Source organism: Clostridium chrysemydis (assembly GCF_015234215.1).
Taxonomy (GTDB): domain Bacteria; phylum Bacillota; class Clostridia; order Clostridiales; family Clostridiaceae; genus Clostridium; species Clostridium chrysemydis.
Window position 1 is genome coordinate 111,109 of record NZ_JADEKP010000001.1, and the last position, 23,027, is coordinate 134,135.

16 protein-coding genes are annotated in these 23,027 nt (G+C 25.9%); 12 read left to right on the forward strand and 4 right to left on the reverse strand.

What is annotated here, in order from left to right:
- Positions 1-177: 177 nt before the first annotated feature.
- On the reverse strand, positions 178-546 hold the full coding sequence (locus INR60_RS00580; RefSeq protein ID WP_194189526.1) for a hypothetical protein: 369 nt from the start codon (positions 544-546) through the stop codon (positions 178-180).
- Positions 547-842: 296 nt separating this feature from the next.
- On the opposite strand from INR60_RS00580, the gene lexA reads away from it, so the two are divergent.
- The 11 genes from lexA (at position 843) to INR60_RS00635 (ending at position 19,528) form a co-directional block, all read left to right on the forward strand.
- The gene (gene lexA, locus INR60_RS00585) at positions 843-3,287 is read left to right on the forward strand and encodes a transcriptional repressor LexA (protein ID WP_194189527.1); all 2,445 of its coding nucleotides are present in this window, start codon (positions 843-845) and stop codon (positions 3,285-3,287) included.
- 87 nt (positions 3,288-3,374) lie between these two features.
- A complete protein-coding gene (locus INR60_RS00590; protein WP_194189528.1) occupies positions 3,375-7,196 on the forward strand; it encodes an SIR2 family protein in 3,822 nt (1,273 codons plus the stop codon).
- A gap of 124 nt (positions 7,197-7,320) precedes the next feature.
- Positions 7,321-9,258, forward strand: coding sequence for a P-loop NTPase family protein (locus INR60_RS00595; RefSeq protein ID WP_194189529.1), 1,938 nt, complete (start codon positions 7,321-7,323; stop codon positions 9,256-9,258).
- A gap of 78 nt (positions 9,259-9,336) precedes the next feature.
- A complete protein-coding gene (locus tag INR60_RS00600; protein ID WP_194189530.1) occupies positions 9,337-9,711 on the forward strand; it encodes an HIT family protein in 375 nt (124 codons plus the stop codon).
- Positions 9,712-9,729: 18 nt separating this feature from the next.
- The gene (locus tag INR60_RS00605; RefSeq protein ID WP_194189531.1) at positions 9,730-12,204 is read left to right on the forward strand and encodes a DEAD/DEAH box helicase family protein; all 2,475 of its coding nucleotides are present in this window, start codon (positions 9,730-9,732) and stop codon (positions 12,202-12,204) included.
- Position 12,205: 1 nt separating this feature from the next.
- Complete coding sequence (locus tag INR60_RS00610) at positions 12,206-12,514, forward strand: nucleoside triphosphate pyrophosphohydrolase (protein WP_194189532.1); 309 nt, start codon at positions 12,206-12,208, stop codon at positions 12,512-12,514.
- A gap of 172 nt (positions 12,515-12,686) precedes the next feature.
- Positions 12,687-13,349: an Ltp family lipoprotein gene (locus INR60_RS00615; protein ID WP_194189533.1), complete on the forward strand. Its 663-nt coding sequence runs from the start codon at positions 12,687-12,689 to the stop codon at positions 13,347-13,349.
- Between the two features lie 260 nt (positions 13,350-13,609).
- The gene (locus INR60_RS00620) at positions 13,610-15,895 is read left to right on the forward strand and encodes an EAL domain-containing protein (RefSeq protein WP_194189534.1); all 2,286 of its coding nucleotides are present in this window, start codon (positions 13,610-13,612) and stop codon (positions 15,893-15,895) included.
- 143 nt (positions 15,896-16,038) lie between these two features.
- Entirely contained in the window at positions 16,039-17,910 is a 1,872-nt protein-coding gene (gene htpG / locus INR60_RS00625; RefSeq protein WP_194189535.1) for a molecular chaperone HtpG, read from the forward strand.
- An 88-nt stretch (positions 17,911-17,998) separates the two neighbouring features.
- On the forward strand, positions 17,999-18,250 hold the full coding sequence (locus INR60_RS00630; RefSeq protein ID WP_194189536.1) for a hypothetical protein: 252 nt from the start codon (positions 17,999-18,001) through the stop codon (positions 18,248-18,250).
- Between the two features lie 825 nt (positions 18,251-19,075).
- Positions 19,076-19,528, forward strand: coding sequence for a hypothetical protein (locus INR60_RS00635; protein WP_194189537.1), 453 nt, complete (start codon positions 19,076-19,078; stop codon positions 19,526-19,528).
- 15 nt (positions 19,529-19,543) lie between these two features.
- On the opposite strand, the gene INR60_RS00640 is transcribed toward INR60_RS00635, so the two are convergent.
- From INR60_RS00640 to INR60_RS00650, 3 genes are all read right to left on the reverse strand, one after another.
- Positions 19,544-20,098 (reverse strand): hypothetical protein, encoded by a 555-nt coding sequence (locus INR60_RS00640; RefSeq protein WP_194189538.1) that lies wholly within the window; start codon positions 20,096-20,098, stop codon positions 19,544-19,546.
- Between the two features lie 126 nt (positions 20,099-20,224).
- Positions 20,225-20,653 (reverse strand): hypothetical protein, encoded by a 429-nt coding sequence (locus INR60_RS00645; RefSeq protein WP_194189539.1) that lies wholly within the window; start codon positions 20,651-20,653, stop codon positions 20,225-20,227.
- 21 nt (positions 20,654-20,674) lie between these two features.
- Positions 20,675-22,039: a rhodanese-like domain-containing protein gene (locus tag INR60_RS00650; RefSeq protein ID WP_194189540.1), complete on the reverse strand. Its 1,365-nt coding sequence runs from the start codon at positions 22,037-22,039 to the stop codon at positions 20,675-20,677.
- Positions 22,040-22,205: 166 nt separating this feature from the next.
- Between INR60_RS00650 and INR60_RS00655 the strand changes: the two genes are divergently transcribed.
- Positions 22,206-22,916: a GntR family transcriptional regulator gene (locus INR60_RS00655; protein WP_194189541.1), complete on the forward strand. Its 711-nt coding sequence runs from the start codon at positions 22,206-22,208 to the stop codon at positions 22,914-22,916.
- Positions 22,917-23,027: the final 111 nt, after the last annotated feature.

The window sequence follows — 23,027 nt, forward strand, 5'->3', positions numbered from 1 at the left end:
CTACAATTAAAAGCAGTAAATAAAATTTTCTATCAACTAAAATCTTATCATTCATTCGAATCTCCTTTAATAACTTACAAATTATTTTCTAAAATATTCATCATAGATAGCGTAAGCTAAAGTAATTAAGAACAAAAACATTAAAAACCCAATTGCATATAAAAGTGTCGGCATAAGTTACTCCGGCAAATATTCTTTTATAAGTTCATTTAAAGAATAATCGTAGATTATAGGACACCCGAATATTTCACAATATCTAACTTCGCCCCTATAAAGTTTGACATTCTTATATTCTTTTTCTCTTTCAAATAAATAATTCATTTTTTGAAGATCTAACCCGGTGTTAATTAAAGCTAAATCATCACTGTAATCCCTTTTGCTAAGAAGTATATACTCGTCAAAGATTCCTGTTATTTCTGGTTTATAGTTTGAAAATTCCTCAGAAGTCATAGCTTCTATTTTTTCATCGTGCACAAGTTCTAATTCTTCAGCGGGTGTACTATTTACAAGTTCTATTTTCTTTCTGTATTCCTCGTTGTTTCTCATTATGATTCTCCTACCTTTTTTAATGGATGAATTAGTATTCATTCATTATTAATTTAGTAGATAGCCCCTTAGTTTAATTAACTTCACATTCCCAGATAAGTATAGCATAGAATTTTAGTAGTTTTAATCTTTTAAACTTATGAAATGAATAGAATGTTTTATAAATGCCTGTTTCAAAATAAAATATTAGATTTATGCAATACAAATGAATAAATAAAAGTAATTAATAGATAAATTTATAAATAATGGTAAAAATGATATAATGTAAGTAATTACAGAAATAAGGGGAAATTAATATGAATTTGAATGTTGAACAAAAAAGAATCATAGAAGCTGAACCTAATGGGCATATGATTATAAAAGGTGTTGCAGGTTCTGGAAAAACAACTGTTGCAGTAAATAGATTGCCGATACTTATAGATAGATATGCTTTTCAAAAAGACGATAAAATTCTTATGATTACTTACAACAAAGCTTTAACTAAATATGTTAAATATATTTTTGAAGATATACAAAAACATAATAATGAAATACAAGATACTTTGATTTTTGATAAACCTAATGATGAAATACTAGAAATATCAACTATAGATAGAATAATATTTAAGTATTTCTCAATGTATTGCAAAAGGAATAAAGTAAATTTAAAACTTGCAACTCCAATTCAAACAAAAAATGCATTGTTAGAAAGTATTTTAGAAGTTAGCAAAAAATATCCGGAAGTAAAATTTATTAAACAGCAAAATCTAAGTTTTTTTAGGGACGAAATTACTTGGATAAAAGCTTGTGGATATTCAGAGTTAGTTGAATACCAAAATACAGATAGAATTGGAAGGATGTCAAAAAATTCAGGGGATGGGCCTCAAAGACTTATAAAAAACTCTAAGGCAAGAGAGGCGATTTACGAAATACTAATTAAATATAATGAAAGACTTCAAATAGAAGGATTAGTAGATTTTCAAGATTTAGGGGAATATGCTCTAAAATATATAAAAGGAAATAAGGCTGAAAGATATACTCATATTTTAATAGATGAAAGCCAAGATTTAAGTAAAATACAATTAGATTTTATTAAGGAATTATATAACGAGAAAGAATATTCAAGTATCACATTTATATTAGATGTTGCACAAAGTATTTATGCACATTCATGGCTTGTTAAAGGTAGAAGCTTTACTAGTTTAGGCTTTGATATGACAGGGAAGAGTAGAGTTTTATCTAAGAATTACAGAACTACAACTCAAATAGCTCAAGCAGCTTATAGCTTAATAGAAAATGATAAGAATTTAATTGAAGATGATAACTTTGTAAAACCTTCTTTAATTGATAGGCAAGGAGATTATCCTATATATAAATGCTTTAAAAATAAAGAAGAAGAGAAAAGCTATATTAAAGAAATAATAAATAGTATTAAAAATGATTTTGACATGAAAGATATAGCAATAGTAGGGAGAACTCATAATCAATTAAAAGAGTATGAAGAGTATTTAAGCGAAAATAATATAGAAGCAAAAGTATTAGATGCAAATAGTAATGACTTTAAATTTGAAGAGGAAAGTATAAAACTAATAACTATGCATTCTATTAAGGGTTTAGAATTTAAAGTTGTAATAATAATAGGGCTAAATTATAAAATAATGCCTTTAAAAAATTCAAACGATATAGAAGATGCAGAAGTTATAGATACTTTAAATAGAAAATTATTATATGTTGCTATGACTAGATCAACTGAACTTTTGTTTATGACAAGTGATGGAAAACTTTCTAAATACGTAAAAGAAATTGATTCAAAATATCTTAAACTGAAAAAAGACTCTAAAATAAAAATGTTTTATAGGGTAACTATGAATGACTATATGTTTAAAGAAAAATTATCAGACAGATATGGAAATGAAGAACTTATAAGGCAGTGGTTTTTAAATGAAATGAAGACAAGCTATGGATATCCAGAAGAGTTATTAGACGTTGAAGTTAAAACAAATATTGGATCAAAAGTAGGACTAGTTGATGTAGTTCTTTCAATATATAAAAATAAGGTTAAAGTTCCGTATATATTTTGTGAGATTAAATCATGGGGAAGTGGAACTATAGAGGGTGAAAGACAATTAAAAAGTTATATTAGCGGTAATAGTGATGTTCAATATGGAATAATAACTGATGGAAATGATATTGAAATAATTAATAGAGATTTTGAAAAAGTTAAGGATATTCCAGCCTTTTCATCAAGTATGTTACCGGAGGAGATTGAGAGTGTAACATATATAGATAAAAAGCATAATAGAACCTATGAAATAGTGAGGGATTCTATTGATAGAAAAGATATTATTTTATATGAAGGTAATGATTCTATAGAATTTGAAGAATCAGAACTTATAAAAATACCAATTTATAATGAAATAGCAGCGGGCGTTCCTATAGCAATGAATGCACAAATAGAAGAAGACTGTTATATGCCAAGAAATATTGTACCTGATAATTCATTTATCCTTAAAGTTAGAGGGGATAGTATGATTGATGCAAATATTAATGATGGTGATTATGTGGTGATAAAATCACAAAACACAGCAACGCAAGGTGAAATAATAGCAGCAGCATTAGACGGAGAAGCAACTTTAAAGAAATATATGAGAATGGGTGGAAGCGTTCTTCTAGTTGCAGAAAACTCAGCTTACGAACCAATTATGGTTGAAGAAGGCAATGTAAATGTTATGGGAGTTTTAGTTGGAATAATGAAAAGGTAAATATAAAAGATAATCTGCTGTTTATTACTGAGAATGGTAGATTATTTTTTGTTTCAATGAATTAATTAATACTGGAGGAATTTTTATATGACTTATGATGAATTTAAAAATAAATTAGACGGATTTTTTGATGATGATGAAACTGTTTTATTTATAGGAGCAGGTGTATCTATGAATATTGGGCTACCTGATTGGAAAAGCTTTGCCTATCAGCATTTAGATATATTAATGAAGGAAGATAAAATTAGAAAAAGATTACAATTAGATTATGAAACAAAAGAACTATTAAGGAATGTAGATTTTAGAACGATTATTTCTATTGCAAAGTATTATATAGATACAGAAAAAGACATAAGAGAATTATTTAAGAGAGAATATAAAAATATATTTGAAATAGGGAGTAATAAAGCAAGTGATAAATTTAATAAGGTTAAGGACGAAAATAGTATTTTTAGAGAATTATATAATTTGAATTTAATTAATATAACAACAAATTATGATGATGTTTTTGATATACTCGCAATGGAAGAAAAAGATATATATATTAGTAGTAAAATAAAGGACGAAGTAGTAAATAGTTTAGGGTGTAGCAAAAAAATATTCTTTGAACAATCAGATTTTATAGATATAAATAAAAAAGGGTTGAAACAAGGGGAGATTTACCATATACACGGAAGTGTAAAGAATATTGATACCATGGTTGTTTCGAATGAAGATTATATCAAGAGATATCAAATGGATGGAGAAGAAAAAAATATATATCATAAATTTTTGTCTAATGTATTTAAAAATCATAATGTGATTTTTATAGGATATAGTCTTAGTGAATTAGAAATACTTAAGTATTTACTGGATGGGGATAAAGGTAGATTTGACAAGGATAAAAATGATAAAAAAAGATTATTAATATTAGATGCTTATGATTATGAAGAAAAAAAAATGAAGTTCTTAAAAGAATATTATTATAAAAATTATAGTGTTGATATTTTTTGGTATAGCAAAAATGAAAATGGTTATGGAGAAATAAATAATATAGTAAGAGTAATGCATAATAAAAAAAATCAAGTTAGAAATGATAAAATTAATTTAAATAGATGTAGTAATTTAATTTTAAAAGAAGAGTTATCTTCAGATGAGAGAAAAGAACTTGCTATTAAAATAAAGGAGTTTAAAAGTTTACAAATATCTTTTTTTAGGAAAATAAAGAAACAATATGATCAGTGGTATAACTTGTTAAAGCAGAATTCTTATTTTGAAGAAGAGAATAATAATAATAATATTCTGGGGATAATTGAATACTTAAATAGCATTAATGGTGTAATTAATGAGGTAGGAGATGTGAATTCAGTTTTTAGATTAATAATAGCATATATAGATGATATGGTTTTAAAAGAAAACAAAGATATCGTTTTTTTATCTAGTTTTATTGAATATATAGTTAAATTTTATGATAAGTTATCTGAATTTGATATCAATAGTGTATATAGTAAATTTGAATCAATAGAAATGAGTCGGTTCTTTATCAATAATTTACTTCGTAATATAGATGATTTGGATTACTTTAGATTTATTGAAGAATATAGAGTAGAATTATTAGATTTAATTTTAATGAATTCATTAAATGATCATTTTGGAATTTATAATTTAACAAGAAACAAAAAATTGATTGATTTATATTTGGATAAAAGTGAAGATTTTTTCATAGAAAATATTATAAAAATATATACAGAAGATTTTATTAAAAAAGAATCTAATGGATTGAATTGCAAAATAAAATTAACAGGAAATACGATATCTATAGACTATGATGGCAAAACTAAAGAGTTCGAATATAAAAGTTTAAAACAAATAGATCAGGAACTAGAAAAAATATATAATGATTATGATGATGATTTGAAAATTAGTATTAAAAATTTATTTACAGAAGATTCTTATCAAAATATTTTTGATGATATATATTTATTTAGAAATGAACGTATTAAATTTTTGATTGATGTAGCTGAACAAAATAAAAATATAAAAGATAAGATAGTAGAGTTACTTTTCAAAAGTGAAGTTTTTATTCTGAAAAAGATATCGCTATATATAATTAAAAAAAATAATGATCTTAATTTTATTGTGAAAAAAATAAAAAACAAGGACTACGATTTTGAATATATATTTAGAAATTATGAGTTTGCAGGGGAATTAAAAATAATACTAAATTGGATAAATTCCTATAGCAATATAAATGAAATAGAAGATTGTTTATTAGAATTATTAAGCAAAGGAGATTATATTAAAAGAAATTATGGAGAAGAAAATTATGAAGAAATATGGAAATATGAGAGAGCACGTGAAATTACTAATTCAAGAAAAATAAATGAATTAGCAATTAAGTTAAAAGAAAAATTAAAATATGATTATGAATTACGTCCAATTATAGGTAAAGTAGAAGTTATAAATAATGAAAATATGATATATATCGAAAAAGATAAAGCTAAGAAGATGAGTTTAAAAGGCTGGGTTGAATACATGAATGAATTTTCAACTTCATTGATAAAGGATGATAATTTTTATTTTAAATATGATATTCGAAAAGAAAGTAAAGTTTTAATGGATTTTTTTATAAAAAACCCTGAAAAATATTTTAGTGAAATTATGGAATTAGAAAATGTACAAGATTATGAATGGATTTATATTATTATAAATTGCATTAAGAATAATATAAAGGAAGGAAATAATATAAATAAGTACTATATTGATTTATTAGCATTTATAAAAAAATATATACAAAAAATTAAAGATATATATGAAAAGCCTATTAGAAATAAGTATCCTAAAACAACGTTAATAAAAGAAATATGTGAGGTAAATGAAGAAATACTTAGAAGTAACAAAGAAACAACAGAAGATCAATTATGTTTAATTAGAGAAGTAATAGCAATACTTGAAAGCAAAATAAGTAATAATGAAGACTTTTATAAAGAATGGAACACTGATGAGATAAGTTATTATAATAATTTGATAAATTCTGTACATTACTATTTGATAAAGCTAGAAATACAATTTGTTGATAAAATAAAAGCAAATCAAGATGAAAGTCAATATATAAAGGAATTGTTCGATAAAAGATTAAAAAGGTCACCAAAAGAAATGTTTATTTTAATGGGCCAATATTATTATTGGTTTTCGTCATTACCAATAGATATGAAATCTTTAATAAAAAAAGATATGGATAAAGAAAATAAAAAACTGGTTTTAATCGGTCTATCTAATAGTAGAGTAATAAATAAAGAAAGATTTAGATTATTAAAGGAATTAGATATAGATAATTTATTAGAGGAAATTAAGGACAAGGTAGTCCTAAGACGATTAATGGAGTATCTTTCACTTGCATATTTTTTAGGGTATGAAGATAGCGGATTAGATTTCATAAAAGAAAAATATTTAAGCAGAGATATAATATTTAAAATCTTGACTCTAAAATCTGATTGTATTAGGTTAAATGACAACTATACCTATGACGATTTCTTTGTAAAGCAAATAGAGTTATGGGAAAAAATCTTGAAGGAAATAGATAGGGAAAATACTGGTGAAATTACTGATGAAATTCCAAAAAGCACCATAATAGCGCTAAGAGATTTAGAAGGATTTTCAGATGAAGTTTGTGATATATTGAAAAGGATATTAAAGCAAACTACAAGACATTCTGAAATGTCATATGAATTATTTGAATACTTGAAAAAGTATGTAGATAAAAATAACTTTGATAAGATACAAACAGTTATATTAGAGTTTAAACCAGATTACATCGGACATGAAATAAAAGAAACATTTAATATATTGGAAAAGATTGATGATAAAAAATATAAACAATTCAAAATTTCATGGAGATGTAAAAATCCAGAGTTAAATTTTGAAAATTAAGCCTAGAAGTAAGTATTTTTATATACTTACTTCTTTGTTTATATAAAAATTATTACAAGCACTATATTGAAAATATTGTAATAAAATATAAAATATTGTAAAATGATTAAGAGGTGGGGGTTACATGGAAAAAATATTTGTAGAAATAGAAAATTTGATTAATAATTATCCAGAGCATTCATGCATACTTAGTAAAATAAAAGAAGAATTAAAAGATATTGATTTAAAATTAAACCAGAATTATAAAATTATATTAATTGCGGATAAAGGTATTGGAAAAACTACAATAATAAATCTACTTTTAAATTTAAATTTTGAAAAAATAAAGAAGAATAAGAAAACGGAACGAAAATATAAAGTTATTACAGGTTCGTTAGAAACAGGATCAGGAGCTACAACGACTTCTGAGGTTGAAGTTATACAAAGTAATAATCAAAAAACAATTATTAAAATTATACCATATGAATATGATGAAATAGTTGAGATTATTGATAGGTTTGCAAAAATAATATTTAATGAAACTTATGACATACAAGAACCAATTTCTTTACCTACTGAATTAGAACGTGCTTGTAGAAATATGAGTGGATTAACAGAAAATAAATTAACAAAAGTAGATAAAGCAAAAGATTTAGCTTTGAATTGCGGATATGAAGGTTTTCAAATTTTTAATATGAAAGTTAGAGAGTTGTGTAATTTAACAAATAGAAATAATTTAGAAATTAAGTATCATAAAGAAATACAATGTACTGAGAAAGAGTGGATAAAAAAGGTATTTAGAAAAGTTAATTTAGTAAAATATGAAGATATACCATTAGCTAAAAAAATAATTATTGAATTAAATAGAGAAATATTTGATTTTGATAAGTTATATAAGGTTGATACAGTATTGGATACAAGAGGACTAGAATCAGACTCAACAGTCACTGAGAGAACTGATATAAAGAATATATTTAGAGAGAGCACAAATAATATTATATTATTTGTAGATAAATTCAATTCACCTTCAAAATCTGTTATAGATATAATGGATTATTATTTAGGGTATGGAAATTTAGATGATATAAATAGGTTTGGATATTTAGTCAATTTTGAAGATGGACAACCTGAAAATGTGATTGATTTTCAAGGAGAAGTTGATGATGAAGAAATGGGTATACATGAGAAGAAAAAACAAATTGAAAGTATTTTTAATGAAAATAGTATAATGATAAACAGTCAAAACATAATATATTTTAATCCAATGAGATTTTTAGATAAAGAGGGTAGGATTAAAATAGATGAATACGATTACGATATATTTGAGAATAGAGATAAAATTATAGAGTATAAAAAAGAAAAACGAAAATTAGATAGGATAAATTTTATAGATCACATTAATCAGATAATGGTAAGGTATGAAGAGGATTTAAAAAATAAGAAGAATAAATTATTACTTAGATATGAAAATATAAAAAACAAATTGGAAGAAGGTTCTAAAATAGACTTAACAGATATTGTTGCAAGAATTAAAGATGATGTAATCAGTTATGATTTTGAGCGTAGAATGGAAGATTTATATTGGGATTATATAAATAAAAAATATCCTAGTACTATAATGGCTATTAATAATAGAAGAGGGATTTATTCGAATAGTGATATATTTTGCGAAGGGGCAAGTAGGATAGAAAGATTAAGTAGGGATGAGTTATTGAAATGGAAAGAAAAAATTATTAGTGAGCTTAATATTTTAAAAGATATTAAAAATTTGAATATAAATCAAATTAGTTCAATAGATTTCTTAATAAATGATATCAATAAATATTTCTACGAATATATGGAGTGTATAAATAAATATTTTTATGATAAATTAAAATTAGATGTGTTTCCAGAAGAAGAGGTGTTTTTCTGGGATAGACTAATATCTAGATGGGGAAAAGGTGCTGGATATAGGAATGATATTAACCTTTATTATAAGGAAAGATTAATAGAAAATAATTTTAGTGAATGTATAAAAGAAGATATGAAAAATCAGGTTTTAGCTTTTAAAGCTGGAATGATTAGTATTTTAGAGAAAAATTAGGTAGTTAGGGAAGTGTTTAAAATAGCACTTCCTTTTTCTATATGCTAAAATATGTATAAAAAGATAAAGGAGAAGAATATGAGTTGTATATTTTGTGAATACAGTAAAGAAGATTACATAGCAGAAAATGAGTTATGTTTTGCTATTTTTGATAAATTTCCAGTAAATGAGGGGCATGCTTTAATTATTCCTAAAAGGCACTTCTCTAACTATTTTGATGGGACTAGTGAAGAGATTAAAGCTATGTACGATTTATCTCATAAGGTTAAAGAGATAATTGATGAAAAGTATAAGCCAAACGGATATAACGTAGGGGTTAATGTAGATACAGCTGGAGGGCAGACTGTTATGCACCTTCATATGCATATAATTCCTAGATTTAATGGTGATATAGAAGATCCTAGAGGTGGAGTTAGAAGAATCAAAAAACAATTAGTTTTTTATGCAGGATAGAGAAGAGGAGTTAAAAACTTGAGTACTTTAAAAGAAGAGACATTAGTTATAGAAAATATAAATGACATAGAATTAAAAGAAGCCTCTACAGAATATAAAACTTCTAATAATAATTGTATTTTAGGGGGCGATAGAGACTTTTTAGTTTATAAATTAAGAGAAGCCTTTAAGAAAGCTAAAAAGGTTGATATTATAGTAGCTTTTCTTATGGAATCAGGGGTTAAGCTTTTAAAAAAAGATATAGAAGAAGCTGTTAAAAATAAATGCGAAATTAGAATTTTAACAGGGAATTACTTAGGGATAACTCAGCCAGAGGCTTTATATCTTATGAAAGATATATTAGGGGAAAATGCTAATATGGCTTTTTATAAAGAGAAAAATAGATCTTTTCATCCTAAAGCTTATATTTTTCATTATGAAAATAATGAGGGAGAAGTTTTTATAGGATCTTCTAATATTTCAAATTCTGCTTTAACTAAGGGGATAGAGTGGAATTATAGATTAGAAAAATCTCAAAATGAAGAAGATTTTAATTACATATCTAGAAACTTTGAAGATTTGTTTTTAAATCAGTCTATTATGTTAAATGATGAAGAACTTAAAAATTACTCTAAGATTTATAAAAAACCAAAGTTAAACTTTTCAAAAGAAGAAGAAAAAGTAATAGATATTTTTAGTCCTAGAGGAGCGCAAATTGAAGCTTTATATGAACTTAAAAAATTAAGAAAGCTTGGATACAATAAAGGGATTGTTGTTGCAGCTACAGGGATAGGGAAAACATACCTTTCAGCTTTTGATTCTCTAGATTTTAAGAAGGTTTTATTTGTAGCTCATAGAGAAGAGATTTTAAAACAAGCTTTTAATAGTTATAAAAATGTTAGAAGTAATGAATCTATGGGATTTTTCAATAGTTCAAATAAGGATAATGACAAAAATATAGTATTTGCTTCAGTTCAAACTTTAGGTAAGGAAGAATACTTAAAAGAAGAGTATTTTAAAAAAGATTATTTTGATTATATAGTTATTGATGAGTTTCATCATTCAGTTTCTAATAATTATCAAAACATTATTAAATACTTCAAACCTAAATTCTTATTAGGATTAACAGCAACTCCAGAAAGACTTGACAATAAAGATGTTTTTGCTGTTTGTGATTACAACGTAGCTTACGAAATACGACTTCCAGAAGCTATAAATAGAGGAGATTTATGTCCTTTTAGATATTATGGAGTGTTTGATGAAACTGTAGATTACACTAAAATTCCAAAATTCAAAGGGAAGTTTAAAGAAAAAGAATTAGAAAAAGCTCTTATGTTAGATAAAAGAGCTGATTTAATATTTAAGCATTACAGTAAGTACAATTCTAAAAGAGCTTTAGGTTTTTGTTCTTCTAAAAACCATGCTGAATATATGGCAAAGTATTTTAGTCAAAATGGAGTTAAAGCTTGTGCAGTTTATAGTGATTCAAAGGGAGAGTACGCCTTAGAGAGAAACGAAGCTATAGAAAAGTTAACAAAAGGTGAGATTAATATCATATTTTCTGTTGATATGTTTAACGAAGGTGTGGATATAAAAACTGTAGATATGGTAATCTTCTTAAGACCTACAGAATCACAAACAATATTTCTTCAGCAGCTTGGAAGAGGACTTAGAAAAGCTAAGGGAAAAGAATATGTTAATGTTTTAGATTTTATAGGTAATTTTAAAAAGTCTAACATTATTCCAAAGCTTTTAGGAGGAGTAAAAACTAAAGATTCTAAAAATAATCCAAATAGTTTTAGTTATCCAGAGGACTGTTTAGTAGATTTTGATTTTAAATTAGTAGATTTTTATAAATATGTTTTAGTAAATGAAACTTTTTTAAAAACTAGAATTTTAGATGAGTTTAATTCTATAAAAGAAGAAATAGGACATACTCCAAGTAGAGTAGAATTAATTACTTCTATGGATGATGAACTTTATAAAGAAGTTAGAAAAAAGGCAAAAGAAAATCCTTTCAAAGATTATTTAAAGTTCCTAGAAAGGATAGGAGAAGAGAAATCAGAACTTTTAGATACTGTAGGATATGATTTTATAAATTATATAGAAACTACAGAGATGTCTAGAACTTATAAGATGCCTATACTTTTAGCTTTTTATAATAAAGGTGACTTTAAGCTTAGAATAAATGAAGATGATATCTATAATTTTATGAAGGAGTTTTACGAAAACCCTTCTAACGGTCAGGATTTATTAGCTTCAAAAACTACTAAAGATTATTTATCTTGGGATAAAGAAAAATATCTTAAAAAAGCAAAAGCTATGCCTTTAAAGGCACTTTTAAATACAGGATCTGAATTCTTTAGTTTAGAAAATGATGAGTTTATATTAAGTAATAAATTAAAAGATTTTATAGATTCTGATAGCTTTAAAGAAAATGTTTTAGATTCTATAAATATGAGAGTTATAGAATTTTATAAAAATAGAAATTATAAGTTCCAAGGAGGAAAATAAAATGAAAGTTTATAATAAATTAGTTAGAGATAAAATACCAGAAATAATAAAAGCTTCAGGAAAAACTCCTAAAACTGAAATTATAACTGGGGAGTTAAAGACAGAATACTTAGAGTTAAAATTAAAAGAAGAAGTTAAAGAGTATTTAGAAGATAAAAATATAGAAGAACTTGCAGATATCTTAGAAGTCTTATTTGCTCTATCTGATAACTTAGGATATAGCGAAGAAGATCTTTTAAATAAAAGGCTAGAAAAGAAAGAAGAAAGAGGAGGATTTAAGGAAGGAATAGTTCTTAAAGAAGTTAAATAATATGTCAAAAATAATAAAAGTTCAGCTAAAAATTTAGTTGAACTTTTTTATATGAAAAACTTTAAAAATAAGGCTAAAAAAGATGAACAAAGAATGCTAAATTATTGAACTTAATGTTAAATGTTGCTATTATTTAGGTGATTAAAATTTATTTACATAGGGGGAATTAATAATGAAAAATGGTAAACCACTTTACAAGAGAGTTTGGTTCTGGGTAGTTGTTGTTATTCTTTTAGGGGGAGTAGGTAGCGCTATGTCTGAAGATTCAAAACCAGATACTTCAAAGAAACAAGAAGTAGCTACAGGGGAGAAGCCTGCAAGTGACACTAAAAAAGAAGATACTTCAAAACCTAAAAAAGAAAAAAAGGAAGAGAAAAAAGTTCCTACTGAATATAAATCAGCTTTAGCAAAAGCAAAGGTATATAGTAATTCTATGAGTATGTCTAAAGAGGGAGTTTATGATCAATTAACTTCAGAGTACGGAGAGAAATTCTCTAAAGAAGCAGCAAAATACGCTGTAGATAACGTAGAAGCAAATTGGAAAGAAAACGCACTTAAAAAGGCAGAAACTTATAGCGATACTATGAATATGTCTAAAGATGGAATTTACGATCAATTAATTTCAAAGCACGGAGAAAAATTCACAAAAGACCAAGCAAAGTATGCTGTAGATAACGTAGAAGCAAATTGGAAAGAAAATGCTCTTAAAAAAGCAAAGACTTATCAAGACAGTATGAATATGTCTCCAAACGCAATTTATGATCAATTAATATCTCAGCATGGTGAAAAGTTCACAAAAGACCAAGCAAAATATGCTGTAGATAAATTAAAGTAAGATACTTAGACAGAAAAAATTAAAATATATAATTTATAAGAATATTAGGATAATACTTTTAGTAGTATTATCCTAATTTTTTAGTTCAATTAATAAAAAGTTAGGATAAATAATACTAAATTTGAAATTAGCATTAACTTTTTGTTAGTAATTTTGATAAATTATAAAAATTATGATTAAATTTGGTATCATATTTATGGTGAACAAATTAAATTATTATTTAAATAATAGGATTGTAATAAGAAAGCGAGAGGAATTAAGTGAAAATATTAAAAGATTTAAAGACTTTTTTTACAATAAATCTGGTATTAGTATCTTTCTTATTAATTGGTGACTTTTTAGCATCGAGGATAATAACTAATAATATAAACGAAAAGTCCTACGTAAACTACAGCAAACAGATTTCTAAATTAGCTGAAGGTACTTTTAATGGGTTAGAGGAGCTTGTTTCAGATTTTGCATCTGATAAAGAGCTTATTAAATTATTAAATAAAAAAGGGTCTCACGAAGATAAAGAAAAGATTATTATGAGCAACGTAAAGTATGCTAAAGCTTTACTTACAACTATAAGTTTTGCAGAATCTATTTACGTAGTTGATGATAATGAAAAAGAACTTTATAGTTCAAACGGATACCATAAAGATTATGATATGGTAAGTAGACCTTGGTTTGAAGAAGCTTTTAAAGAAAATATGGAAGGTAAGAAGGTTATAATTACCCCAATGCATAGAGATTACTTTAATGATAGATATACTATCTCCATTGTATCTTTCATTAAGGATAAAAATAATAAGGTGCTAGGCTGCGTGATTTTAAATACATATATGGATACCTTCACGAGGTATATGGGAGATCTTTACGGAGACGATGGTAAAGTAAAGATGTTTATAAAATTGCTTGATGGTACATACTACGATTATTATAGCGGTATTAAAACTTTAGAGGAGATAAAAAGTCAAAAGGGAGTTCATATCGTAGATAATGGTAATATGCTTTTTGCATTTAATAATGATGCATCTACTATTCACAGGGTTATAAATAACGTAAACACTATTAATTTAGTTATGTTTTTAGTATTTATTTTATTGACCTTAGTTTCATTTATTGTAGTTAAAAAGAAAATCTTAGGCTCTCTTCTATTAAATATAAATAAGCTTAAAAATATTTTAGTTTATTTAAATAAATACGATGAAGAAAAGTTTGAAAGCAAAGAAGGTTTTGAGCAGCTAGATTTTATAGTTAATGCTTTTGATGAAGCTATAGATGAAAAAGCTAAAGAGTATATTTTATATGACTCTTTAACTAAGGTTTTAAATAGAAAAGGCTTATTAGAAGAATTTAATAAAGAAGCTAAAAAAGGTAGGGAGTTTGCGATTATATTTATAGATTTAAATAAATTTAAAAATATAAATGATGTTTATGGTCATATAGCTGGGGATGATTACCTTAAAGGATTTTCAGAGATATTATCTAAAGCACTTAAAAATAGGGGAGTTTTAGCTAGAGTTTCAGGGGATGAATTTGTAATTTTATATAAAAATTATACCTCAAAGATGGAACTTAAAAATTTCTTTAAAAATAATGTATTTAAAGTCTTTAAGGAAAATAGACTTTTAGATAAAAAGCTTTTAGTTACATTTTCAGCAGGTGCTGCAATTTATCCGACTGATGGAAACACTTTAAGTGATCTTATAAAGAAAAGTGACTTTATGATGTATACAAACAAAAAGAAAGGTTCTAGTGACGAACTAGCCTTTTTTGATGATAAAGGATATAAAGAATCAGAAGAAGAGGAAACTATAGCTATAGAACTAGAACAAGCTATAAAAAATAATGAATTATTTTTAAAATATCAACCTATACTTAACAGGAATAAAGAAGTAGTTAAGGCAGAAGCTCTCATAAGATGGGAAAATAAAAAGCTTGGATTTATCCCTCCAGATAAGTTTATAAAAATAGCTGAAGAAACTAGAGAAATAATTAAAATAGGTTATTTTGTTATAGATAGGCTTTGCAAAGATATTAAAATAATTAAAGAGTCTGGAATAGGTAATGTTGTGTTTAATGTTAATGTTTCTGCAATTCAGCTTTTAGAGCCAAGCTTTGCAATTAAAGCTAAAAAGATAGTTGAAAAAAATAATCTTAAATGCAGGGATATCTGTATAGAGATAACTGAATCAGTTATGATTGAAGAAGAGGAAGTATCTTTAAAGAATTTAGATTTATTAAAGCTTTACGGGTTTAAGTTATCTTTAGATGACTTTGGAACAGGCTATACATCCTTTGCTTATTTAAAGAAATTTAAAGGAGAATCTTTAAAGATAGATAAGACTATTTTAGATGATGCTGTGGATAATGAGTATAGAATTATAAATAGCATAAAAGAAATAGGTGAAGAATTAGAATTTAATGTTGTTATTGAAGGAGTAGAGAGAAAAGAGCAGTTTGAAGCTTTAAGTAAGATAGGCTGTAACTATTTCCAAGGTTTTTATTTTTCAAAACCAATAATGATTAATGAATTAAAAGATTTTATAAATAAGAGTTAAAGCTATGCTATTTTTAGTATAGCTTTTTTTCTATAGAGTTGACATTAATTAGGAATAGTGTTATATATTTTATTAGGGATTAGCACTCTAAGGGTGAGAGTGCTAACGCATAGAATATTTTAATTGAAGGGGAGTAATTCAAGATGTCAAAGAGAGAATTTAAAGCAGAATCAAAAAGATTATTAGACATTGTAATTAACTCAATCTATACAAACAGAGAGATATTTTTAAGAGAGTTAATTTCAAATGCCAGCGATGCAACAGATAAGGTTTATTACAAAACTTTAGAGGACAGTAACCTTACTTTTAATAAAGATGATTACTTTATTAAAATCGTCCCAAACAAAGAAGAGAGAACTTTAACTATCCAAGATAGAGGGATAGGGATGACTAAAGAAGAACTTGATGATAACTTAGGAGTTATAGCAAAAAGTGGATCTTTAGCATTTAAAAAGGAAAATGAATTAAAAGACGGATTTGATATAATAGGTCAATTCGGAGTAGGTTTTTATTCAGGATTTTTAGTAGCAGATAAGATGACTGTTATATCTAAAGCCTTAGGTTCAGACAAAGCTTATAAGTGGGAATCTGACGGGGTAGACGGATACACTATAGAAGATGCTGAAAAAGAAAATATAGGAACTTCTGTAATCTTACACTTAAAAGAAAATACTGAAGATGAAAATTATGATGAATTCTTAGAAGAATATAAATTAAGAAGTTTAATTAAAAAATACTCAGACTTTATAAGATATCCAATCAAATTAGATATAGTTAAGTCAGAATTAAAAGAAGGAACTGAGGACGAATACGAAGAAAAAGTTTCAGAAGAAACTGTAAACAGTATGGTTCCACTTTGGAGAAGAAACAAAAAAGAATTAAAAGACGAAGATTATAATAACTTCTACGTTGAAAAAAGATTTGGTTTTGATAAACCTTTAAGACATATGCATATAAGTGTTGATGGAATGATAAGCTACAACTCAATTTTATATATTCCAGAAAATACTCCTTACGATTATTACACTAAGGAATATGAAAAAGGTTTAGAACTTTACTCAAACGGAGTATTAATAATGGAAAAATGCTCAGAGCTTTTACCAGATTACTTTGGATTTGTAAAAGGTATAGTAGATTCAGCTGACCTTTCACTTAATATTTCAAGAGAGATGCTTCAACACGACAGACAACTTAGCCGTATAGCTAAAAACATTAAAAACAAAATCAAAAACGAATTAGAATCTATGCTTAAAAACGATAGAGAAGCATACGAAAAATTCTATAAATCATTCGGAAGACAACTTAAATACGGAATTTATGATGACTTTGGGATGAATAAAGACGACTTAAAAGATTTAATTATGTTCTATTCTTCAAAAGAAAAGAAAATGGTTACTTTAAATGAGTACGTAGAAAGAATGGCAGAAGATCAAAAATACATTTACTACGCAGTTGGAGAATCAAACGAAAGAATAGAAAAAATGCCTCAAACTGAGATGCTTTTAGATAAAGGATACGAAATTCTGTATTTCACAGAAGATATAGACGAATTCTCAATAAAAGTTCTTATGAACTACAAAGAAAAAGAATTCAAATCAGTTTCAAGCGGAGATTTAGGAATTGAATCTAAAGAAGAAAATGAAAAAGAAAACGAAGAAAACAAAGACTTATTCTCTATGATGAAAGAAGCTTTAGGAGATAAAGTAACAGCAGTTAGAGCTTCTAACAGACTTAAAAACTACCCAGTTTGCCTTTCATCAGAAGGAGAACTTTCAATAGAGATGGAAAAAATCTTAAATGCTATGCCAAACAACGAAAAGCTTAAAGCAAAAAGAATATTAGAAGTAAATACAAACCACGAAGTATTTAATTCATTAAAATCATCTATGGAAAGTGATAAAGAAAAATTTAGCCTTTACACAAATCTTTTATACAACCAAGCATTATTAGTAGAAGGTTTAAATATAGAAGATCCAGTTGAATTTACAAATGATATTTGTAAGTTAATGAAATAGATAATTTTGCCCTGTAGTTTTTAATTAGACTACAGGGTTTTTATTTACAAACTTATTCCAAGATTATACAATTAAATAGGGGTGTAGTATGTTTATAATAAAATTTATAGTATTAATCCTATTAGCTTTACTATTAGATAAAATACTAGAGCCACTTTATAAGAAAATTTTAGTTGGGGATGGAAGAAGACAAAAGAAGCTATTTATAATTTTAATAGGATTATTTTTATTACTTCTTGCAGAAGGTTTAGAATTTCAAAATTCAGAAATAATTAAAGGATTAGTTTTAGTAGAAACTGTTTTTGCAAGTAGTTATGCTAATGAAAATTGCACAGAATAAAGAATTAATTAGAATAGTATGGGATTGGCATTTAACCAGATATTATCATAAGTATAAAAATGATATATTCTCTAACATTAATACTTACAATGTTGATACGAGAGATACAAAGAATAAGGATATATAATGAGAATACAAAGTAGGAGTTTTAAATTATGAAAAAAAATTTAATTTATTTAAAGTATTATATTATGTGTTATATAATAAGTATTCCATTTTATGCTTTTATAATCTTATTAAACGGAGATTTTCTAAGTAATAGAATATTTCCATTTGAATTGCCATTAGTAATAAATATAATTATATGTTGTATTATATTTATTATTGCAATTAGTATATCTATAATACCCGCATACATGTTAAGTTTAAATAAGTTCCACGAAAAAAAATAAGTAAATTAACTTATAAAATATTTTTAATATTAAATATCTTAATATCGATATTAATTTATTTAGTACCATTCTTCACAGGAAAAATGGATAATTTTTAGAAATTTATAAAAATGTTAAAAAGTGTGGATAAAATATTGCACGGTTTTAGAATGTAATTTATCAGAAATTATGTTTGCAAGTAGTTATGCTAATGAAAATTGCACAGAATAAAGAGTAAATTAGATAATAGACTAAAATATTTATTTTGGTCTATTATTTTTTTACCTGTTTGTTAAAAATAGAGTTATATAAATATTAATTATTTGAAAATTAATTAAAAAAGGACTATAAATTTATAAAAGAATAAATTAAAATAGAATAGAAGGTTATTTATTAATAATTAATATTAAATAATAATATATTTAAATTGAATAAAAATTTGGAGATGATAGAAATGAAAGTGCATAAAAATTATCTTATATTAATAGCAGGAATAGTTTGGAGTATAGCAGGTTTTAATATAGTAAGACTTGGCGTTATAGCATATAAAGATCACGTTACAATTTTAAATATTATTTTATCAGTAGTAGTATTTTCAATATTCTTAGGAATGATATTTTATAAAATGGTACAAAAACACGTTGTTAGGATTTTAGATTATAAAGAAAAACAATATTTTTATAAATTCTTTGATTTAAAATCATATATAATAATGGCAGTTATGATGGGTGGAGGAATTTATTTAAGATATTCTGGATTAGTTCCTGACACATTTATAGCATTTTTCTATACAGGACTAGGTCTTGCATTACTTTTATCTGGAATACTATTTTTAATAAAATACGTACAAGTAGTAAAATCAGACAAAGAAGGAAAAGAAGAAGAATTAAAAGAAAAAGAAGCATAATATATGCTTCTTTTTTTAGCCTTCTTTTACTAATTTATAATCTTTATCAAAATACTTTACAGTTATACTAGAACTTTCCCCTTTGCTATTTATATCTACTAAAGTCATAGGCTTATCTTTAAAATCTATTTTTATAGGTTTTTCATTATTTACTAAAACTTCTGCATACCTGATATTATCGTTAACATTTTTAATAAAAATAAGACTTAAAATATAGCTGTTTTTATTATAAAAAGGTAAAGCGTGGCATCTAGTTTCAAATTCATCTCCTTGATTTTCATAAGCAGATGCTTCTTTAAAAACATAATCATTTAATTCGTTTTTTTCAAAAGAAATATAACCGCTAGCTCTATCTGAATAAAACCCAGTAACTTTAGTATCTTCAATATTTAAAGTATCTAAAAGTTTAATATTAGATTTAGAAATACCCCCTAGCATTTCATCAGAGTTTAAAGCTTCTAAAATCTCTTTATCGTTATTTCCATAGATAGTTTTATCAGCTTTTTTTACATAGTTAAATAGTAAAATAGTAGATAAGATTATTAAAAGTGCAATTATAATTTTTTTCATAGCAGAGCCCCCTTTGCTATCCCCCTAAACTTAATGAATAAATTATAACATATTTTGGGAATTGGATTAATATAAAAATTTTATTTAATTAATAAAAAAGCGCAAGGCTTTAAGCCTTGCGCAAGGTTATCTTCTTGAAATTATAAGTAATTTTAAAAATTCAAATATTGAAATTAAAAATAAACCGATACATAAGAAATAATAAATTAAAACTTCATTAAGGGCTGGGATATGATAAATTGCAATTCCTAAAAGGCAAAATATTATTCCTATAATTGAATTTATTATAAAAGGTTTATTATAATTTTTAGTTTTAATTTTTTTTACTATTAAGAAAATAATAGAAGCTATTATTAAAACTAATATACCTTGATAAAATGCAGTTAAGCTTTTACTAAAAAAGGTCTTTGGGTAATTATACTGAGTATAAACTAAGTATCTCATAACACCCATCTTACTTTCTGATAAATTATTTAAAATAAGTAAGCTTATTAAAACTGCCATATTTAAAAAGGTTAATACTGAATATAAAATACTTTTAGTTTTGTTTTTCATTTAAGCACTCTTTTCTAATAATTATTTAGTAGGTTCTCCAGTTTCTGTAGGGTTTGATTTATCTGAAGACCATTCGTACCAACCGTTTGAATATAAAGATATATCTTTAAGTCCAAGTACATTTGCGTAAGTTGTAACTTCAGCAGCTCTCCAACCTGAACCACAGAAGAAGGCAAGTTTTTCATTTGGATCTATTCCAAGTGATTTCCACATAGCAAGTATTTCATCACCATTTCTCATAGTGTTATCTATGTTTCTATAGTCTTCTAGGTGGTGAGCATCAGAACCAGCTTTACCCCACGTTGAACCTTTTGGTCTTCCTTTTTCTGAAAGATCAGGGTAACCTGAAGTTTTTCCGATATACTCGTCGTAAGATCTTATATCTACAAGCTTAGAATCTTTTCCGTTTAAGATTTCTTTAGCTTTATTTATATCTATTATATAGTCTTTCTTTAAAGGCTTATCAGAACCAAATGAATCTACAGGCTTTTTAGGGTTTACTGTAGTTTCCATAGGTAAACCTGCATTAGTCCAAGCGGCTGTTCCTCCATTTAAGACTCTGACATCTTTAACTCCAAGATAAGTTAAAATTGCAGCTAGTCTGTATGAAGCCATAGGGTCAGCGCCATATAAAACTACTGTATCATTTTTAGTTATACCGTTATTTTTAGCAAACTTAATTAAATCTTTATCAGAGTTTAAGCTCCAAAGAGGGGCTGATTCTATCTCGTCTGTATTGATGTGAACTGCGCCTTTTATGTGACCAGCTTTGTAATCTTTAGCGTGGTCTAAATCTCCCCAAGATACTTCAAATATTTTAAAGTTATCATTATTAAAAGTTTCTGGCTTTTTACCTTCTATCAGGTCATTTACAAAGCTTGGTGGAACTAATAAATCGTAATTTTCAAATGATTCCATAGGTAAACTTTTATCATCTGCCCACTCTTTAACGTCATAAGTATAGATGTTTTTATAACCTTTTTTAGAAAGGTAATCCGCGATTTTTTTAGAGTCTTTAGAGTTAGCATCATATAAAACTATATTTTTATCAGGTGTTATGCATTTATCTTTTAGAGTTTTATCAAGTTTTTCGTCTTTGTCTTTATCTGAAACGTCAAGCCAAAGTGCTGAAAAATCAGTAGCACCTTTTATGTGACCTGAGCGAGAAACAGAATCTAACTTCCAACCGTTAAAAGCATCGTTTGATCTAGTATCAACTACCACCCAATTGTCTTTCCCTAAGTTTTCTTTTACTTCAGAAGTAGTTATAGTTTTAGTTTGAACTTCAGGTGATTTTGAATCATCTTTTGAAGTACAAGAAACTAAAAATATTCCTAAGATTGAAATAGTTAAAATTAATGTTAAGTATTTTGTTTTCTTTAGCATTTTAATCCTCCTAAGTGTTTTTTAAACCAATATTTCCATTATACTTTATAGATTTAATATAATAAATCAAAATCTTTAATTTAAATATTAGCATTCCCTATAAATGATATAACTTTACATAATTAAATGTTATAATTAATTTATAGTTTATGTGGAGGAAGTAAAAATGCTTAAATATGAAGAAATAGCAGAAGATATAATTAAAAAAATTGAAGAAGGAAAATATGGACCTAACGATCAATTACCTTTAGAAAAAGAGATGTGTGAGCATTATGGTGTAAGCCGTATTACTATAAAAAAAGCTATGGATACCTTAGTTTTTAGGGGATTAGTTGTTAAACGTAGAGGGTCTGGGACCTTTGTAAAAGACATAACAGAAAAAGAATTTACAAGTATAAGTGAATCTAATCAGTTTTTAGGGTTTTCAAGAACTTTCAAAAACGCAAAAATAACTTCTGAAATAGTAGAATTTAAAGTAATAACTCCAGATGAAAAAATATCTAAAAAGCTTAGGATAAATAAAGATGACTTTGTTTATTATATAGTTAGAGCAAGATATGCAGACGGTGAGCCTTATGTAGTTGAATATACTTATATGCCAATAGATACAATCCCAGGCTTAAAGATTGATACTATTAAAGGATCTCTTTACGAATATATTGAAGAGAATTTAAACTTAAAAATAAAAAGTGCCCACAGAACAATAAGGGCATCTCTTCCTACAGATTTAGAAAAAGAAAAGCTTAAAATTAATGAGCCACTTCCTATCTTAGAAGTAGAACAAGTAGCTTATTTAGATACAGGACAGCCTTTTGAATATTCTAAATCAAGACATAGGGGAGATAAATTCGAATTTAAAAGTATAAGTGTTAATTAGGTTTTACACAAAGATTTTGTGTAAAAAAGTATAAATAAATGGATGCCTCTAGTGGACATCCATTTTTATTTTTGAATTATATAGTAAGCTAAGATAAATAAATATTATATT